The sequence below is a fragment of the Methylotenera versatilis 301 genome, from assembly GCF_000093025.1.
GTDB classification, from domain to species: Bacteria; Pseudomonadota; Gammaproteobacteria; order Burkholderiales; family Methylophilaceae; genus Methylotenera; species Methylotenera versatilis.
The window spans coordinates 241,581-259,723 of record NC_014207.1; the positions used below are offsets into that span (position 1 = coordinate 241,581).

At 44.2% G+C, this 18,143-nt stretch carries 17 protein-coding genes; 11 read left to right on the plus strand and 6 right to left on the minus strand.

Going from position 1 to position 18,143, the window contains the following annotated elements; translation table 11 throughout:
• The first annotated feature begins 12 nt into the window (after positions 1 to 12).
• Entirely contained in the window at positions 13 to 846 is an 834-nt protein-coding gene (metF, locus tag M301_RS01080; protein WP_013146910.1) for a methylenetetrahydrofolate reductase [NAD(P)H], read from the plus strand.
• A 42-nt stretch (positions 847 to 888) separates the two neighbouring features.
• On the opposite strand, the gene M301_RS01085 is transcribed toward metF, so the two are convergent.
• From M301_RS01085 to M301_RS01095, 3 genes are all read right to left on the minus strand, one after another.
• The gene (locus tag M301_RS01085; protein ID WP_013146911.1) at positions 889 to 1,362 is read right to left on the minus strand and encodes a Smg family protein; all 474 of its coding nucleotides are present in this window, start codon (positions 1,360 to 1,362) and stop codon (positions 889 to 891) included.
• Positions 1,363 to 1,457: 95 nt separating this feature from the next.
• On the minus strand, positions 1,458 to 2,573 hold the full coding sequence (gene dprA, locus M301_RS01090; RefSeq protein WP_013146912.1) for a DNA-processing protein DprA: 1,116 nt from the start codon (positions 2,571 to 2,573) through the stop codon (positions 1,458 to 1,460).
• A 15-nt stretch (positions 2,574 to 2,588) separates the two neighbouring features.
• The gene (locus tag M301_RS01095; protein WP_013146913.1) at positions 2,589 to 3,653 is read right to left on the minus strand and encodes a LysM peptidoglycan-binding domain-containing protein; all 1,065 of its coding nucleotides are present in this window, start codon (positions 3,651 to 3,653) and stop codon (positions 2,589 to 2,591) included.
• Between the two features lie 172 nt (positions 3,654 to 3,825).
• On the opposite strand from M301_RS01095, the gene def reads away from it, so the two are divergent.
• The 8 genes from def to M301_RS01135 all read left to right on the plus strand — a co-directional run bounded on the left by def (position 3,826) and on the right by M301_RS01135 (position 12,535).
• A complete protein-coding gene (def, locus tag M301_RS01100; RefSeq protein WP_013146914.1) occupies positions 3,826 to 4,326 on the plus strand; it encodes a peptide deformylase in 501 nt (166 codons plus the stop codon).
• Between the two features lie 47 nt (positions 4,327 to 4,373).
• On the plus strand, positions 4,374 to 5,297 hold the full coding sequence (fmt, locus tag M301_RS01105) for a methionyl-tRNA formyltransferase (protein ID WP_013146915.1): 924 nt from the start codon (positions 4,374 to 4,376) through the stop codon (positions 5,295 to 5,297).
• An 82-nt stretch (positions 5,298 to 5,379) separates the two neighbouring features.
• Complete coding sequence (gene htpX / locus M301_RS01110) at positions 5,380 to 6,255, plus strand: zinc metalloprotease HtpX (protein WP_013146916.1); 876 nt, start codon at positions 5,380 to 5,382, stop codon at positions 6,253 to 6,255.
• Positions 6,256 to 6,271: 16 nt separating this feature from the next.
• The gene (locus M301_RS01115; RefSeq protein WP_013146917.1) at positions 6,272 to 6,691 is read left to right on the plus strand and encodes a PaaI family thioesterase; all 420 of its coding nucleotides are present in this window, start codon (positions 6,272 to 6,274) and stop codon (positions 6,689 to 6,691) included.
• 475 nt (positions 6,692 to 7,166) lie between these two features.
• Positions 7,167 to 8,486, plus strand: a complete 1,320-nt coding sequence (gene rsmB, locus M301_RS01120) for a 16S rRNA (cytosine(967)-C(5))-methyltransferase RsmB (RefSeq protein ID WP_013146918.1) — start codon at positions 7,167 to 7,169, stop codon at positions 8,484 to 8,486.
• Positions 8,464 to 9,033: a DUF4390 domain-containing protein gene (locus M301_RS01125; protein ID WP_013146919.1), complete on the plus strand. Its 570-nt coding sequence runs from the start codon at positions 8,464 to 8,466 to the stop codon at positions 9,031 to 9,033. The genes rsmB and M301_RS01125 overlap by 23 nt, the downstream gene beginning before the upstream one ends.
• Positions 9,034 to 9,046: 13 nt before the next feature.
• The gene (locus M301_RS01130) at positions 9,047 to 11,203 is read left to right on the plus strand and encodes a sensor histidine kinase (protein WP_013146920.1); all 2,157 of its coding nucleotides are present in this window, start codon (positions 9,047 to 9,049) and stop codon (positions 11,201 to 11,203) included.
• Positions 11,204 to 11,215: 12 nt separating this feature from the next.
• Positions 11,216 to 12,535 (plus strand): sigma-54-dependent transcriptional regulator, encoded by a 1,320-nt coding sequence (locus M301_RS01135; protein WP_013146921.1) that lies wholly within the window; start codon positions 11,216 to 11,218, stop codon positions 12,533 to 12,535.
• 15 nt (positions 12,536 to 12,550) lie between these two features.
• Here the strand turns inward: M301_RS01135 and xth are convergent, their stop codons facing one another.
• Positions 12,551 to 13,333, minus strand: a complete 783-nt coding sequence (xth, locus tag M301_RS01140; RefSeq protein WP_013146922.1) for an exodeoxyribonuclease III — start codon at positions 13,331 to 13,333, stop codon at positions 12,551 to 12,553.
• Positions 13,334 to 13,469: 136 nt separating this feature from the next.
• Between xth and M301_RS01145 the strand changes: the two genes are divergently transcribed.
• On the plus strand, positions 13,470 to 14,171 hold the full coding sequence (locus M301_RS01145; protein WP_013146923.1) for an HAD family hydrolase: 702 nt from the start codon (positions 13,470 to 13,472) through the stop codon (positions 14,169 to 14,171).
• Positions 14,172 to 14,186: 15 nt separating this feature from the next.
• On the plus strand, positions 14,187 to 15,338 hold the full coding sequence (locus M301_RS01150) for an HPP family protein (RefSeq protein ID WP_013146924.1): 1,152 nt from the start codon (positions 14,187 to 14,189) through the stop codon (positions 15,336 to 15,338).
• 30 nt (positions 15,339 to 15,368) lie between these two features.
• Here the strand turns inward: M301_RS01150 and tmpT are convergent, their stop codons facing one another.
• Positions 15,369 to 16,028: a thiopurine S-methyltransferase gene (tmpT, locus tag M301_RS01155; protein ID WP_041359326.1), complete on the minus strand. Its 660-nt coding sequence runs from the start codon at positions 16,026 to 16,028 to the stop codon at positions 15,369 to 15,371.
• A gap of 58 nt (positions 16,029 to 16,086) precedes the next feature.
• Positions 16,087 to 18,132: a M3 family metallopeptidase gene (locus M301_RS01160; protein WP_013146926.1), complete on the minus strand. Its 2,046-nt coding sequence runs from the start codon at positions 18,130 to 18,132 to the stop codon at positions 16,087 to 16,089.
• Positions 18,133 to 18,143 lie beyond the last annotated feature (11 nt).

The window sequence follows — 18,143 nt, forward strand, 5'->3', positions numbered from 1 at the left end:
AAAGATTAATAAATGAAAAAAACTGCTTTTAGTTTTGAGTTCTTTCCGCCTAAAACTGCGGACGGTATAGAGAAGCTGCGCGAAAATCGTGCGAAATTAGCTCAGTATAATCCTGAATTCTTTTCTGTGACGTTTGGTGCAGGCGGCTCTACACGCGATAGAACTATGGATACTGTGCTGGAAATTCATCAAGAAGGCTTTCAAGCTGCGCCACATATTTCTTGTGTTTCAGCGAGCAAAGAAGAAATTCGTGAATTACTAAAAACCTATCAAGAGCGCGGTATCAAGCGTTTAGTGGCATTGCGTGGCGACGTGCCATCAGGTGAAGTGAGTGCGGGTGATTTTAAGTATGCAGTTGAGCTAGTGGAGTTTATTCGTGCTGAAACTGGGAATCAGTTTCATATCGAAGTGGCGGCTTATCCAGAGTTTCATCCAGAAGCTCGAACGCCTAAGGCAGACTTGCTGAATTTAAAACGTAAAGTAGATGCGGGTGCTAACTCCGCCATTACGCAGTATTTTTACAACGCAGATGCTTACTTTAGGTTTGTCGATCAGTGTCAGACCGCTGGCGTTAATGTACCTATCGTGCCGGGCATTATGCCGATCTATAACATCACCCAATTGGCTCGATTTTCAAGCGTTTGTGGTGCTGATATTCCACGTTGGCTTAAAATGCGTCTGGAAGAATATGGCGAAGATATAGATTCATTACGCGCCTTTGGCGTAGATGTCGTCAGTGAGTTATGTGAAACATTACAAGCTTGGGGTGTACCAAGCCTGCATTTTTATACGCTAAATCGCTCGACAATGATTTGCAAAATCATTGAAAATATCAGCGAAAAGTAGAGTTCACTTATCCCTAAGTTTAAAAATAAAAAAACCGACTTGCTAATGCAAAGTCGGTTTTTGTTTATTGAGTAGCGCATCTTCAATAAATAAATATTCTTTGGTTTTATCTGGGCCAGATTTACTAGCACCCCAAGTGGTCATGAGCACGATCCAGCGCATTTCCTCAATGCTGATGAGTGGTTGTGGTAAGTTCATGGCCAGTTCTAGCACCAGTTCGCGCTGTGCTGTATTGAGGATTTTGGCTTGAACCAGAAACAGTACAAAGCCTAAGCTTTCACCTGTGATTTTTTTCAGTTCATCACTAGTAAATATCCGTGTACTTACGTGATTTGGCGTTTCAAATATATCAGCTTGGTCGGCCATCAGTTCTAGCTGGTTGAACCAATCAAATGCGCCGTTAATATCTTGCTCATCAAAGCCTGCGGCACTCAACTCTCTTGAAAGCGTGCTCTCGTCAGGTCTAAAGTGTGTATCAATGTAATTCTCAAACATATAAACCAATACTTCAAACATGATGTTTATCCTTAAATTAGAGTTATTCTTAAATAAAGTGTGATGGTTTATGCATAAATCAAATTTCTAAATTTTCTTGAATTTAGATGAATCAGTTACACAATTTTTTGATATTTTCCGCCTGCTAGGCTAGCGACACTCCCTTCTAATTCCAATAGCATTAGCATGGATGAAACTTCGCTCACCGTCAAGCCACTTAAATTGACTAAGTTTTCTAACGCAATCGGTTCATAACCCATTAGAGTGAGGATGGCGTGATTAGTTTTAATCTCGTCACTGGATATCTCACTAATATTTGAATCTTGCTTGCTTAGGTCTAACTCTTCGACAATATCTTGCAGGCTATCGACCAATTTAGCGCCTTGCTTGATGAGTTGGTGGCAGCCTTTAGACATTGGTGAATGAATCGAGCCAGGGATCGCAAATACTTCACGACCTTGTTCTGCAGAGAGCCGTGCGGTAATTTGCGAGCCACTTTGCAAATTAGCTTCAACCACCAAGCAGCCTAAGCTTAAGCCGCTAATGATGCGATTCCGTTTTGGAAAGTTTTGTGGTTTGGAGGGTGTGCTTAAAGCGAATTCAGAAATAATCAGCCCGTGTTCGACAATTTGATGTGCTAAATCTCGATGTTTGGCGGGGTAGACAATATCTAAGCCAGTGCCAACGACGGCGATAGTAGAACCTTTAGCTTTTAAGGCGCCTCTGTGCGCAGCGCCGTCAATGCCAAGTGCCAAACCACTCACGATACATAAGCCGTATTCAGACAAACCCTGCGCAAACGCCTCAGCATTTTTTTCGCCTTGCACAGAGGCGTTGCGGCTACCAACAATCGCGATACTAGGTTGGTTTAATAAGGCTAAGTTACCTTTTGCGTATAAAAAAGGTGGGGGGTCAGTAATTTCTAGCAGAGCCTGTGGATACTGAGTGTCAGCCAGAGTGACTAGGTAGTTATTTGGCTGAGATAGCCACCGCAGTGAGTCAGAAAGGCTATCATGATTAACGCCTTTTATGATTTCCGCTGCAATTGCATCTGAAACAACTTCTTTTAATTGGCTATGACTAGCAGTGAAAATATGACTGGGATTACCAAAAGTTTTGAGTAACTGGCAAAATGTTTGTGAGCCAATACCATGAATGCTACTTAAAGCAATCCACAGTGACTTTTCTACAAGTTCTTCGCTGTAGGCGTCATCACTGCGGTTTTCTTGCATAAGCGTTTATATTAATTAAGGTGTTGTTACAGAATCAAGTGTGTTAATTGGTTGTGATGCTTGCATGACTAGGGCATACGATACGTTTTCAAATACACGGAATACCATCAATAAGCCAACACGCTCATCAGGTAATTTAACCATGCCGGGTTCAAGTCCAGATGCTGATTTGCTGTCTTTTGCATCTTTCTCTTTTACATACTCAGGGTCTTTAATAATGGCTCCATATCTATTAACTGCAAGCACGTGCCCAACCTCTATACCGTCTTTAGTTCCACGGCTAATAGAAACGATGCTTTGTGGACCGGCTTCAGCAACACCACCGTAAATCTTGATGATGCGACCTGAGATTGCAGAGTCTGGTGCATGCGGTACAAAGTTGGTAATCACATCATCGCCAGTAGCTACTAATCGGTCTTTAGTGAAAATTTCTTCTTTGGCTTTAGTAATGTCTGCACTTGCTGGCTCGCCATATTTTGTGATTTTGGCATCACCTAAATAGGTTGCTTCTACACCTAACACTTTTTTAGTGTCAGGATCCACTAAGTTATCACCGGGGCGATAAACATACCAATTAAGGTTGCCACCTTCTGCTATTTTATTGATGTACACGCGTGTACCCGGACTAAGTACTACGCGGTTATCCTGATTCGCAATAATTCTGGGTGACTTAGCTAATTGGTCTTTTTCAATCACCAGTGGCTGGCTTAAGAATGGTCCGATTACACTAAGTTGAATGGTAGAAATGGCTGTTTTGTCCAAAGGCTCTTCAACAGCGCCTGGCTGTAGGGTGACTGTTTCACGTAATAATCGCAATTGTGGTGTGCCACTACTCATGTCTAGTACGATTACGTCACCAGGATAAATCCAGTGCGGATTTTTAATTTGCGCGCGGTTTAGTTTCCAAATGCTAGGCCATTGCCACGGATCTTTTAGGAATTTAGCTGAAATTCCCCATAATGTATCGCCTTTCACCACAACATGTCGGTCAGGATGGTCGCTTTTTAGTGCAACAACTTGCGCGTTAACATTGAAGCTTATGCAACAAAACATGAGCAGCGTTATAATATAGCGAAACATATATTGATGACCTCGGTCAAAAATGCATTATAAAATATGCGAATTAAATAACTACTTTAACCGCGAAATTACGTTAAATTTATCACGTAATTCATTAAACAATCAAGCTTTTATGGAAAAACAACTATATTTATAGTAACAATTTAGCTTTTAAGGATGCAACAAGGCTTTTATGGCAATTTTAGACATACTCAATTATCCAGATCCGCGCCTACACAAGGTGGCTAAACCAGTAAAAGAGGTGGATGCAAGCATTCGTCGTTTAATCGATGACATGCGCGAAACCATGTACGACGCGCCTGGCATCGGTTTAGCTGCTACACAGGTGGATCAGCACATTCAGCTTTTAATCATTGATACTAGCGAAACCAAAGACCATTTACAGGTATTTATCAATCCTAAGATCATTGAAAAAAGTGGCGTGCAAGACTATGAAGAAGGTTGCTTATCAGTGCCTGGTGTATACGAAACAGTTACCCGAGCTGAAAAGGTGACCGTTGAGGCTTTAGATTACAACGGCAAGCCATTTACCTTGAAAGCAGAAGGCTTGCTAAGCATCTGTATACAGCATGAAATGGATCATTTGCTTGGTAAAGTCTTCGTTGAATATTTATCGCCGCTCAAGCGTAGCCGCATCAAAAATAAAATGCTGAAACTCACACGTCACAAGTAGTGACTCAGTAAGTAATCCAGATATAAGCCGTCATTTAGGAAAATACTTTGAAAATTATATTTGCTGGTACGCCAGAATTCGCCGTCCCAGCTCTAGCCGCATTAATAGCAGCGGGGCATCAAATCGTCATGGTGCTCACGCAACCAGATCGCCCAGCAGGGCGTGGAATGAAGCTTAAAGCGAGTCCCGTTAAGGTATTGGCTGAGCAACATGGTTTGCATGTATTTCAACCTGAAACACTCAAAGATACAGCCGTGCAAGCACAGATAGAAGCTGCGCATGCCGATGTGATGATAGTGGCGGCATATGGTTTGATTATCCCGACAGTTGTTCTCAATATGCCGAAATTTGGCTGCTACAACATTCACGCTTCTTTGCTACCTCGCTGGCGCGGGGCTGCACCTATTCATCGCTCTTTATTGTTGGGTGATGCCGAAACGGGCGTCACTATTATGGAGGTTGTTCCAGCTTTGGATGCGGGAGCGATGGTTAGTAAAGGTGTGGTGCCGATTACTGAAAGTGATACCACTCAAACTTTACATGATGCGCTCAGTAAAACAGGTGCTGATTTGATGGTGCAAGCAATGGCTGAGTTAGCAGAAAAAGGTTCGCTGCCAGCGACACCACAAGATGAGTCTTTAGTGACTTATGCACATAAGTTAGAGAAGTCAGAAGCGGCCATTGATTGGCAAAAAAGTGCGGTTGAGTTATCTCGTCAAGTGCGAGCATTTAACCCTTTCCCTGTTGCACAAGGCATACTTAAAGGTGAAGTGTGCCGTATTTGGATGGCTACCGCAAAAGAAGGTAAAGCTAAAATCGGCGAAATCGTTAGCGTGCAGGATGGCGTTACTGTTGGCTGCGGCGATGGTTTGTTGCATATTACTGAGCTGCAAGCACCAGGCGGCAAGCGCCTTAGCGCGCAAGCTTTTGTGCAAGGACATAATTTGCAAATTGGCGATTTCTTTAGTTAACTTCATATTGCGGCTGAACTTGAATTTTTATCCTCTGCCATCATTTATCAAACATTAGTTTGTATTAAAAAAGGAGATCGCAATGTTCGATAATTGGCTAAAAACTGCCGTGTTGATGGCGGCGATTGTTGCTTTATTCGGCGCTGTGGGGGCAGCACTTGGGGGTAGTGGCGGTATGTTGATAGCGCTGGTATTGGCTGGTTGCATGAACGTTTATGCCTACTGGTTTTCAGATAAAGCCGTGCTCAAAATGTACGGTGCGCAAGAAGTTAGCCCAGAGAACAACTTTGGTGACAACTTAAAGTTACGCAACTACTACAACATGGTAAAAGAGCTTGCAGAAAATGCGCAATTGCCTATGCCAAAAGTGTATGTAATGGATGAAGCGCAGCCAAATGCTTTTGCCACTGGTCGCAACCCAGAACACGCCGCCGTTGCCGCCACTACAGGCATTATGCAGGTGCTAAGCGAACGTGAGTTACGCGGCGTGATGGCACATGAACTTGCTCACGTCAAACATCGAGATACCCTAATTTCTACTATCTCTGCGACGATAGCAGGTGCAATTTCATCTATCGGCACATTCGGCATGCTGTTTGGAGGAGGGCGTAGTGATGATGGTAAGCGCAGCGTGAGTCCCGTGGTAGCAATGTTGATGATGTTTTTGGCGCCAATGGCAGCTTCATTAATTCAAATGGCGATTTCGCGTTCACGTGAGTTTGAAGCGGATAGAGTTGGCGCAGAAATTAGTCGTGACCCGAAAGCCTTGGCGAGCGCATTGCAGAAGATTAGTGATTATGCACATCAAATTCATAATCCAACGGCGGAAGCACACCCGGAAACTGGGCAGATGATGATTATTAATCCATTGGCGGGGGTGTCGTTTGATAGTTTGTTTAGTACGCATCCTAAGACTGAGGAGCGGGTGGCGCGGTTGATGGCGATGGCTAATATTTAAATGTGTTTAAAGCGATATGAATGTTTCAGAACTACCATTTAATCAACTAATCGGACTAGAGTTAGCTGCTAATGATAGCGGCTTTGAGACTAGCCTGCCTGAAAACCTTCAGTACGCAAATCATCTCGGCACTGTTCATGCCAGTGCTATGCTTGCTCTTGCTGAAGCTGGTTCAGGCGCATTTTTAGCTAAGCATTTTGCTGAATATACGAGCTTTGTACCGGTTGTGAGGCGTCTCGAAGCAAAGTTCCATAAGCCAGCTGTTGGGCAAATATCGGCAAGATGTCCGGTTTCTTCAGAAGTTGTAGAAACTTGGGGTCAGGAGCTTGTGAGTCGTGGGCGCCTGTCGGTAGCAATTCCAGTTGAAGTTGTTGATGCTGCAGGTGTTATGGTGATGTCGGCTATAGTTGAGTGGTTTATTACAAGCGCAAACTAAGTTTAAAACCATACTCGCTGTATTGAGCAGCATTCTTTTTCGCTTCTTGGCGAGTGACTTTCTTTTGTTTAGCCAAAAGAAAGTCACCAAAGAAAAGGTTATCCCTTCCCGCTTAATCCCTAAGACTTTAAATAACTTGAGACGGCAAGCGGAAACTCGCTAACGCTCAGACAGCCGCTTACCGAAAACTCCCATGAAACTGGGCAGCGCAGGCGCGGTAGCAGGCGATAAAAAGTCAAATGCGTTGGAATTTCACGACTGATTGTTTAATGTAAAAATCTATCACTCGTCATTCTGAGCGTAGTGAAGAATCCAGTTTTCGTGAAAATAATGAAAATCCTTTGGATTCTTCGCTACGCTCAGAATGACGGGCATTTGTATTTTTTCGCTTAATTTCGGCTTAAATGGTTTATCGGCGTGCAACTGCGGGCTTAGTCGCTTAGAATAGGCTTTTAGTTGAATTTGAAAGTTTTCTTTGTATATATCTCAACAAATCGCTGCGAATGCTGTGAATCAGGTGTTGTCTGGTCATAATCTTACTTTGGCTTTGCCTGCGGCTTTGGCGGTGTTTCCTAGCGCTACGCCACAACAGCGTGGGGCGGCGCAGGATTTGAGTTACGGGACTTTGCGGTTTTATGGTGAGATTGATGCTTATCTGGTGCAATTGCTAGAAAAGCCGCTCACGGATGACCGTATCAATGCTTTGTTATTAGTCGCGATTTATCAGTTATTGCATGATAAAGCTGACTCGTTCACGGTGGTGAACCAAGCGGTGCATGCGGTGAGTCAGTTAAAACGCCCTGCGCCTAAAAGCTGGGCTAAGGGTTTGGTGAATGCGATTTTGCGTAATTTCTTACGTCAAAAAGCTCAGCTCGCTGCGAAGCTTAAATCTAGCGATGTGGCGGTTTATTCTTATCCACAGTGGTGGGTTAGCAAGCTTAAAGTGCAGTATCCAAATCATTGGCAGGGCATGCTAGAAACGGGTAATCAACATCCGCCTATGACTTTGCGGGTGAATACGCAAAAAATCAGTATGCAGGATTACTTACAGCTACTAACTCGCCAAGATATTGAAGCCAAACATATCGGCGCACAGGCTTTGATTTTAGCGAATCCTGTGCCGGTAGAAAAAATCCCGGGTTTTAGCGATGGTATTGTTTCTGTGCAAGATTTAGGTGCACAACTGGCGGCCTATCTGCTCGAAGCCAAAGTTGGCATGAACGTGCTGGATGCTTGTTGCGCGCCAGGCGGAAAAACGGGGCATATTTTGGAGCTGGCAGATGTAGCTTTAACAGCTTTAGATTCTGATGAAGTGCGTTTGCAGCGTGTACAAAGTAATTTGAGCCGCATGAAGTTAAAAGCGAACCTTTTGGTTGGCGATGCATCAATGACTGATTGGTGGAGTGATGCGAAAACTGCGCCGCAGCTTTTCGACAGAATATTAGCGGATGTGCCATGCAGCGCATCTGGCATTGTGCGACGCCATGTGGATATCAAGTGGTTGAGACGTGAAGCTGATATTGCTTCATTTACTCGTCAGCAGGCTAAAATTCTGGCTAACTTATGGCAGATGTTGGCAAAGGGTGGTAAATTACTTTATGTAACGTGCTCTGTTTTTAATGAAGAAAATCAAGGACAAGTGGATAATTTCTTACAAAATAATGCGGATGCAACTCAATTGCCATTTGCGTTGCCAGATAATTATGCCGCAGCAGAAATCACTCAAATCAATGGTCAGCTTATCCCTACAAATGCACACGATGGCTTTTTCTATGCGTTGCTGCAAAAAAATTAAACATTTCCTCTCTATTTGCTTGCTTGTGCTGTTTGCAACAACAGCGATGGCGGGTAGCAGTAGTATGAACATCAGGAGTGCGTCGCTAGCTGCGCTTGATGATTCCTACGCACTGAATGCAGACGTTGACATGAAGTTTAGCGAGAAGATGGAAGAGGCCATTAGCAAAGGCTTTGAGCTTAATTTCTTGATTGAATTTCAGCTGGCAAAACCCCGTAAATATTGGTTTGACGACGAAGTGGTGACCGTCACTCACCATGTGACTTTAAGCTACCATGCGCTCTCCAGACAGTTTTTAGTGATTCGTGGCGATCAGCAAAAAGCTTTTGTGCGTTTAGATGAAGCGACTGATGATTTATCTGAAATCAGTGACTTAAAAGTATTTCAAAAGTCGGAAGTGGAAAAAGGCGAACACTATAAGGCCGCTGTGTTGATGCGGCTAGACCCTAAAAAATTACCAAAAGTATTGCAAGGCGATGCCATGGGCTCAGATGACTGGAAAATGAGTTCGCAGCGCTTTGAGTGGGTGCCTAGTTTGTTTAAATGATCAATTTTCTCAAATGAAATATGTCGTTCTAGTGAGTGCTGCCTTAGGCGGCTTTTTACTGTACTTGCTATCAAACGCAAGTGCTAATACTGCTGCCTCTGGTGAATACTACACTTTATTAGTCACACTCAATGGCGTATTGGCGACATTTTTGATTGTGTTGATTGGTTATCAGATTTTTCGTTTGTACCGACAAATTCGTAAAGGCGTTGTAGGTAGCCGTTTTACCCTACGCCTATTAACCAGCTTTGCGATGATGGCGATTATTCCAGGCTTAATCGTCTATCTTGTTTCAGTGAATTTTTTAACAAGATCTATTGAGTCCTGGTTTAACGTGAAGGTAGAAGCTGCGCTTGAAGGCGGGCTTAATTTAGGGCGTACAGCCTTAGATATTATGCTGGCAGATGTGAAGGAAAAAGGCGAGAGCATGGCGACCACGCTGTCTTTTCAGCCAGCGAATACACATTCAATCTTGAATGACTTACGTGAAAAAAGCGGCATACAAGACCTGACTTTACTAACGGTACAAGGCAGAATTTTAGAGGTATCAAGTAGTGATTCAGGTAGTTTTTTACCTGAATTACCAAGCGTGGCGCAACTAAGGCAAGCGCGTAAACATATATTGGCAAGTATTGAGCCGATCGGCAATAAAGGCTTGTATCTACGCGTGCTGGCGCCAGTCAACGGTCAAGACTTAACTGGTGAAACGCGGATATTGCAGTTGTTGCAACCTGTACCCAAACCACTCGCAACGACTGCTGAAGCGGTGCAGGATGTCTATCAGGATTACCAGCAGCTTTCATATAGCCGTGCTTCATTAAGAGAAGTATTTGCCCTCACGCTGACCTTGGTGATGATGCTGGCAATGTTGGGTGCGGTTGCAGTGGCTTTCGTGTTAAGTCGCAAGCTATCAGCCCCTTTAACGGTATTGGCAGAGGGTACTAAGGCGATTGCCAGCGGTGACTACAGCACGATGCTGCCCGCACATGGTAAAGATGAGCTTGGCGTGCTGGTTCAATCTTTTAATAGTATGACGCAGCAATTAGATGATGCAACTAAAGCCGCCGATAGCAACCGAGCCCGCGTAGAAGCTGCCCGCGGCTATTTAGAAACTATATTAGCGCATTTGTCGTCTGGTGTGATGGCGCTTAATAAACGCGGAGAATTGCGTACATTTAATGAAGCCGCCATGAATATATTAGGTGTGCCGCTAGAAGGTTATGTGGGCTTAAAGCTCGATCAAATTAATCTTAAACATCCTCGACTAGAGAATTTCTTACTCACCGTAGCCATGAATAGTTTAGATGACGTTGAGCAAGCTGGCACACATAAAGAGGATGCTCAAACGCAAGTGGAATTGTTGAGCGCTCATGGCAAACAGATACTCACAGTGCGTGGAACACGTTTACCTGATGGTGGCTATGTCGCGGTGTTTGATGATGCAACAACTATGATACAAGCGCAGCGAGACGCGGCGTGGGGCGAGGTGGCAAGGCGACTTGCGCATGAAATTAAGAATCCGCTTACGCCGATTCAATTATCGGCAGAACGTATGTCACATAAATTACTCAGTAAGCTCAATGCTGCCGATGCCGAGATGTTAAAACGCTCAACAGAAACCATCGTTAACCAAGTCGATGCGATGAAGCGCATGGTGAATGAGTTTAGTGACTACGCCCGTTCGCCTACACCACAACTGCAAAAATTAGACTTAAATAATCTCATTAAAGAAGTCGTTTCACTTTACGACCAGTCGGGCAGCAAGATCAGCTTGGTATTAGAAAAGCAGTCTTGTCCAATTAAGGGTGATAGCACGATGCTGCGTCAGGTGATCCATAATTTGCTGCAAAATGCGCAAGATGCACTTATAGATCAGGCTGATGCCACGATAGCGGTTCAAACTAAAATTGAAGGTGAAATGTTAGCGCTAACAGTCACCGATAATGGGCTAGGTTTTCCTGAAGATATGTTATTGCACGTGTTTGAGCCTTATGTCACCACCAAATCACACGGTACTGGCCTAGGGTTAGCTATCGTTAAAAAGATTATTGAAGAACACAAAGGCAGTATTAAAATTGAAAATGTACCAAAAGCTATGCAAACAACAGGCGCAATTGTAACAATTAAAATTCCACTCTTGATAGACATACTTAGTCATACAGAATCATAAAGAAGATAGAAAATGGCATCAAAACATATATTAGTCGTTGACGACGAAATTGGGATACGAGAACTTTTGCGCGATATTTTGCAAGATGAAGGCTACCAAGTGCAGCTGGCTGAAAATGCCGCTGCTGCACGTGCTGCACGCCTGCATGAGCGCCCTGATATTGTGTTGTTAGATATTTGGATGCCAGATTGCGATGGTATTACGCTGCTTAAAGAGTGGGCGAATAGCAGCTTGCTGACAATGCCAGTGGTGATGATGTCTGGTCATGGCACCATAGATACCGCCGTAGAAGCAACGCGTATCGGCGCTTTTGATTTCTTAGAAAAACCAATTGCATTACAAAAACTCTTAAAAACCGTCAGTGCTGCTTTAAAACACAGCGAGCAACAGCCTAAATCTGAAATGAATCTCACCAGTCTGGGCAAAAGCCCGATTGTGACAGCGCTGAAAGATAGGCTAGATAAAATTGCTGTGGGCATCAGTCCGACACCAGTTTTGTTGATTGGACCTAAAGGTTGTGGAGCTGAGCTTTGCGCACGCTATTTACAAGACTCAGGTAGCCCTTGGCTGCAACTGACGGACTTTAACAAGCTCGTTGATATGCCTTTAGACATTCTTGAATCGATTCGTGGCGGTATATTGTATATTCCAGAGATCGCCGATCTTAAAAAAGCCGAGCAAAAAGGCTTGCTGCTGTTGATTGCAAAGTCAGAAAAATACCATGTGCGCGTGGTGTGCGGCACCAGCGAGAATTTACCTAAGCTGCAAGCTGAATCTTTATTTGACCATAATTTATTTCAGGCTTTGTCAGCTGTATCTTTGCGTGTGCCAGCTTTGGAAGAGCACAGAGAAGATATCCCTGACTTAGTGGTGGCGATCGCTAATTTACAACTAGAGTTGGCTGGCTTGGAATACCGCGAGTTTGATGTGGCAGCCTTGAATGGCTTGCGTAACGCCAATTGGCCTGGTGATTTGGCACAATTAGATGCAGCTATCAGAAATTTAATACATACAAGTCTTGGTGAAAAAATTACTTTAGATGATGTGAAACGTGTTTTGCATCAGTTTGATGACCCTGAAGTACAGGTGAAAACTGCTGAAATCAAAAAGCCTAAACCAGTTCAAGTTGAAGAAATCAAGACAAGCGCTGCTGTAGACCTGCCGTTTTTAGACCAGCCTTTGCGTGAAGCAAGAGATGATTTTGAACGCATTTATTTTCAACATCACATGAAAGATGCGTCTAATAACATGAGTAAATTGGCAGATATTGCAGGCTTAGAGCGTACGCATTTGTATCGCAAACTCAAGCAGCTCGGGATTAAGATTAAGTAATACTGAACAACTGATTTAAAGACCTAACTCCAAAATCACTGGCGTATGGTCAGAAGGTCTTTCCAGTTTGCGTGGAGCTTTGTCGATAGTCGCGGCGATACAAGCAGATTTAAGCGCATCGCTGACTAAAATATGGTCAATGCGCATGCCAAAGTTACGTCTAAAGCCCATCATGCGGTAATCCCACCAGCTAAAACTCTTCTCTGCCTGTTCAAACAAGCGGAAGCTATCATGTAAGCCCAGTTGTAGCAGTTTTTGAAAGTGCTCGCGCTCTTGCGGACTGACTAATATTTGCCCTAGCCAAGCAGCTGGGTCGTGGCAATCGCGGTCTTCAGGCGCAATATTGTAATCGCCTAATACAACCAGTTTTGGGTACTTCTTAAGCTCACCAGCCAGCCAAGTATTGAGCGCAGTTAACCAGCGCATCTTGTATTCATACTTTTCAGAATCAACCGCTTGGCCATTCACAATGTAAACACACACTACGCGTACACCGTTAATAGTGGCTGAAATCACGCGCTTCTGCCCATCTTCAAAATCGGCAATACCATGTTCGACTTCTGTCATGTCATGCGTGCTTAAAATAGCCACGCCATTGTATGTTTTTTGCCCACTGTGAATGGCGTTATAACCCGCTTCTTTTAACTCAGTATAAGGAAACTTGCTATCTTCTTGCTTGGTTTCTTGCAAGCAAAGCACGTCAATCGGGTTATCGCGCAACCAATCCAATACATGTTGAAGACGAACATTTAAAGAGTTGACGTTCCATGTTGCTAATTTAAATGTGCCTGATTCCACAGCTTTGCTCTCGATAAGGTAAATAACAAACTTGATTCTAACATGCGTTAAAAGCTGGCTACATTTCTATCGCAATGAATTCAAATGAAGCTTAAAGCAATGTGTTAAAGTTTTGCTTTTTTTAAGAGCGTTGATTGTGAAAAAAAGCGTAAATACAGCTGGTTTCAAAGCCGCCATATTTGATATGGATGGCCTGCTGATTGATTCTGAACGCATCATCATGCAAGCCTGTATAAGGGCAGCCCAGCAAGTAGGTATCACTTATACGCATGCCGAATATGTTGAATTAATTGGTCGTGCAGGGCCTGATTCAACGCGCATCATGATTGAACAGTTGAATGGTGTGAGTAACTTCAACCAAGTCATGCAAGGCCTAGATGCGCTATTGGCCGAGCGCAACAACACATTTCCGCTCAAGCAAGGCGCTAGTGAGTTGCTCAAACACTATCAAGCCAGCAATATAATATGTAGCGTGGCCTCATCATCGGCCACGCAACACATTCGTCATCGTTTAAGTCAAGTGGGCGTGCTTGATTATTTTAGCCACATTACCAGTGGGCAAGAAGTCACACACGGCAAGCCCAGCCCAGATATTTACCTGCTAGCTGTTAAAAAATTAGGCTTAAAAGTAGAAGAATGTATCGCCTTTGAAGACAGTGAGAACGGAGCCCGTGCCGCCATTGCTGCCGGCTTAAGAGTAGTGGTTGTGCCAGATTTAAAACAACCAAGTGAATTTGTGGTGCAAAATAGTCACCTTACAATTGAAAGCCTAAATGATTGGTTAGATTTTAGTTTAAGGAATAATAATGCGTTGGAAGCTAATGTGCTGGACAACTAGTAGACTGGAAAGCTAATGGATTGGAAAACTAGGTTGTTTCAGTATTTGCAGCGTTTTTGGCCGCAAGCGATGACTGGTGGCTGGGCTGAAAAGTATCGCGCTGCTGTAGGCGCTTTGTGTGGTATTTTATTTACAGGTTTGATTGCACAATACGCAGTGAACCACGACCCTGTTGCCACCTTTTTCTTGATTGCACCGATGGGTGCTTCATCAGTTTTGTTATTTGCGCTGCCCAGCAGCCCGTTAGCGCAGCCATGGTCTATTGTAGGTGGCAATATCATCGCCGCATTGACGGGTGTGAGCTTCGCGCTACTTTTTCCGCATAACGTGTCGCTCGCCGCTGGTTTAGCTGCTATGTTTTCTATTATCTTCATGTTTGCATTGCGTTGTGTGCATCCCCCCAGTGGCGCTGTTGCGCTTACCGCAGTGTTGGGTGGACCAGCGATTCATGCACTTGGGTACCATTTTGTACTTTGGCCTGTTGCCGTCAATAGCTTTCTACTATTAGCGATCGCTTTAATTTACAACAATCTGACTGGACGCACGTATCCACCTGCTGCGGCTAGTGAAAAGACGGCTTCGCCCACGCAAATGCATTATCAATTCGGGTTTCGTGAAGAAGACCTCAATGCAGCGTTACAGCAGTTTGATCAAATTATTGATATTAACCGCGACAATCTTAAACAGTTGTTAGAGCAAACAGAGCTCAATGCCTATAAGCGTAAACTGGGTGAAATTCAATGCTACAAAATTATGAGTCCAGTGACTTTTGCCCTAGATTATGGACATAGACTGGAAGACGCTTGGGAAAAACTTCGTCAATGTCCTTATCCTGCAATTCCCGTAGTCAACAAAGCAAATCGCGTGATTGGTCTGTTAAGCCATGATGACTTTATGCGCCATGCAAAACCCGAATCATTTGCGCATGTGGAATCACGCTTTAAACAACTCATCCGTCGGTCGCATCGTACCCACAGCACTCAGCCTGAAGTGGTAGGGCAAATTATGAGTACCCCAGCAGTGACCATTCAGCATGACGCACATATTGTCCACATTATTCCGCTGATTACCACGCATGCGCTGCATGTCATCCCTGTGGTGGATGATGAAAAGCGTTTGGTGGGGATATTGTCACAAACCGATGTCATCAATGCCTTGTATCGATAGCCATCTTATTGATTTGATGTCCTGAAAGCACTATTTCAGCGGCTTTAACCACCATACATGCTCAGTAGCAGGGCATAGACCCTTTAAACCTCCAGCAACGGCAGTACTGCCCAGCAAAGTTAAATCATAGTTCGCTTGATAGTGCTGTTTAACTTCATCAGCGCTAATAGAAAAAGGCGGGCCAGCATGCAAGCTTTGGTCGTATTCAAAGCAAATCAGCAGTTGTGGTGCGTGATGAGTGAGCGTGATTAAGTGTGCGGTATAAAGCTTGCGAATATCTACTGGTAAAGCCACCAAAGCCGCTCTGTCGTAAACAGCATCCACTGCGCCCAATATGGTGGATGATACTTTGAAAATATCCCCTACAAATATATCAATATTAGGTGCGCTGTAATGCGTTACTTCACCAAGTGTTTTGATAGTGGGCGTTAAGTTCAGGCTTTTAAATAAATCTTCAATTGCAATACTGCTTAACTCAGCTCCCGCAATGCGATAGCCCTGCGCTAGCAACCATGCAATATCCAAAGTTTTACCACACAATGGTAAAAATACACGAGGACTTATCTTTGGGCTAGATTCTGGTTTTAAATTGAGTGTAGAGAAGTGTTTAACCAACAAAGGATTGGCATCAGCCAAGTGAAAGCCAATCTCGTTCTTCTCCCATTTCTGATGCCAAAACTCGTGTTTCATATCTTTTCGCATTTTGTAGAGTAGAGTTTTAACTCCGCTATGTTGATTTGCTTAGCAATCAACTCGCCATTCCATTATGTCTCAACAACGCATCCATACTTGGTTCTCTACCCCTAAACGCAACAAATGATTCCATCGCTGGGCGTGAACCACCTTTAGCCAACACTTCATCTTTAAAGCGGCTACCTGCTTGCGCTGAAAGCACGCCTAGCTCTTCAAACAAGCTATAGGCATCGGCAGACAGAACTTCTGCCCATTTGTAGCTGTAATAACCTGCTGCGTAACCGCCTGCGAATATGTGGCTGAAACTGTTAGGGAAGCGGTTCCATTTTGGTGGGCGTACTACGGCGACTTCGTCACGAATTTGTTCGATTAAATCTAATGCGGTTTGTTTACCATTTGGGTCAAATTCACCGTGTAGGCGCATATCGAAGAGTGAAAATTCAATTTGGCGCATGGTTTGCATGCCAGCTTGGAAGTTTTTAGCGGCGACCATTTTGTCGAACAGTTCACGTGGTAGTTGCGCGCCTGTGTCGACGTGGGAGGTCATGTGACGTAGCACGTCCCATTCCCAACAGAAGTTTTCCATAAATTGGCTTGGGAGTTCAACCGCATCCCACTCCACGCCTTTGATGCCTGAAACGCCGTATTCATCCACTTGGGTAAGCATGTGGTGCAGGCCGTGACCAAATTCGTGGAACATGGTGATGACTTCATCATGCGTAAATAATGCAGGTTTACCACCGACTGGGGCTGAGAAGTTGCAAGTTAAAAATGCAACGGGTAGTTCAATGCCATTTGCTTTTTTACGGCGCGTAATCGCTTCATCCATCCATGCGCCGCCACGCTTGTTGTTGCGGGCGTAGAGATCTAAATAGAAGTAGGCGATTGCTTTGCCTGCAGCATCGTTAATTTGGTAAAACGCGGCATCGGCATGCCAAAGCGGAGCTTCAGCTTTTTTTACTTGTACGCCGAATATGGTTTCGGTGACTTTGAATAAACCTTCCAGCACTTTGCTTTCAGGGAAGTATTGTTTCACTTCTTGGTCTGAGAATGCGTATTTGTCTTCACGTAGCTTTTCGCTGACATAGCCAACATCCCATGATTGCATATCTTCAATACCAAGCTTCTTAGCATAAGCGGTGAGTTCTTGCATATCCCGCTCTGCATAAGGTTTAGCGCGCTTGGCTAATGTATCTAAAAACTCGGTGACTTGTGCGGGTGTGTCTGCCATTTTGGTGGCGAGCGAGAGTTCTGCGTAGTTTTTAAAACCTAAGGTTTGCGCTTCTTCTTTTTTCAATTTAAGAATGTCGCTGATTAAGTTTGTGTTATCCCACTTTATATTTCCATTTTCATCGGGCCTACTAAATTCAGAAGCCCGAGTTGCGTAAGCGCGGTAAAGCGTTTCACGTAGAGCGCGGTTTTCGCCGTATTGCAAAACTGGCATGTAAGAGGGGAATTGCAGACTGAATTTGTAACCTGTTTTACCAGCTTCTTTTGCAGCTTCAGCGGCGGCCTCAATAGCATCGGCAGGTATGCCAGCTAAATCGGCGACATCTGCAACGTAATGTGCAAAGTCATTGGTATTATCTAGAATGTTTTCTTCAAACTTAGAACCCAATTTGGATAGCTCTTCGCTCACCGCTTTAAAGCGCGCTTTTTGCGCTTCTGGCAATTCGGCACCACCTAGTTTGAAATCGCGTACTTCGTTGTTGATAATTTTTTGCTGGGTAGCTGTCAGGCTGGTAAATGCGGCGCTGGCTTGAATGGCTTTATACTTGGCGTACAGGCGCTCATCTTGTGACATGTCACTGCCGTAATCAGTCAGTTTGGCTAAGTTATCGTTATAGGCTTCGCGCAATTCTGGGCTATTCACTACGGCATTCATGTGGCCAACTTGGCTCCAGGCGCGGCTGATTTTATCGCTATGGTCTTCTAATTTAAGTGCAAAGTTTTCCCATGTTGGCGCCTCTGTTGCAGTAGCTAAACTTTCGACCAGTGCACGGCCTTCTGTGAGCAGGCTGTCAATGGCAGGGCTGACATGTTCAGGTTTGACTTCATTAAATTTAGGTAAGCCAGCCAAGTATAACAATGGATTTGACACAGAATATTCCT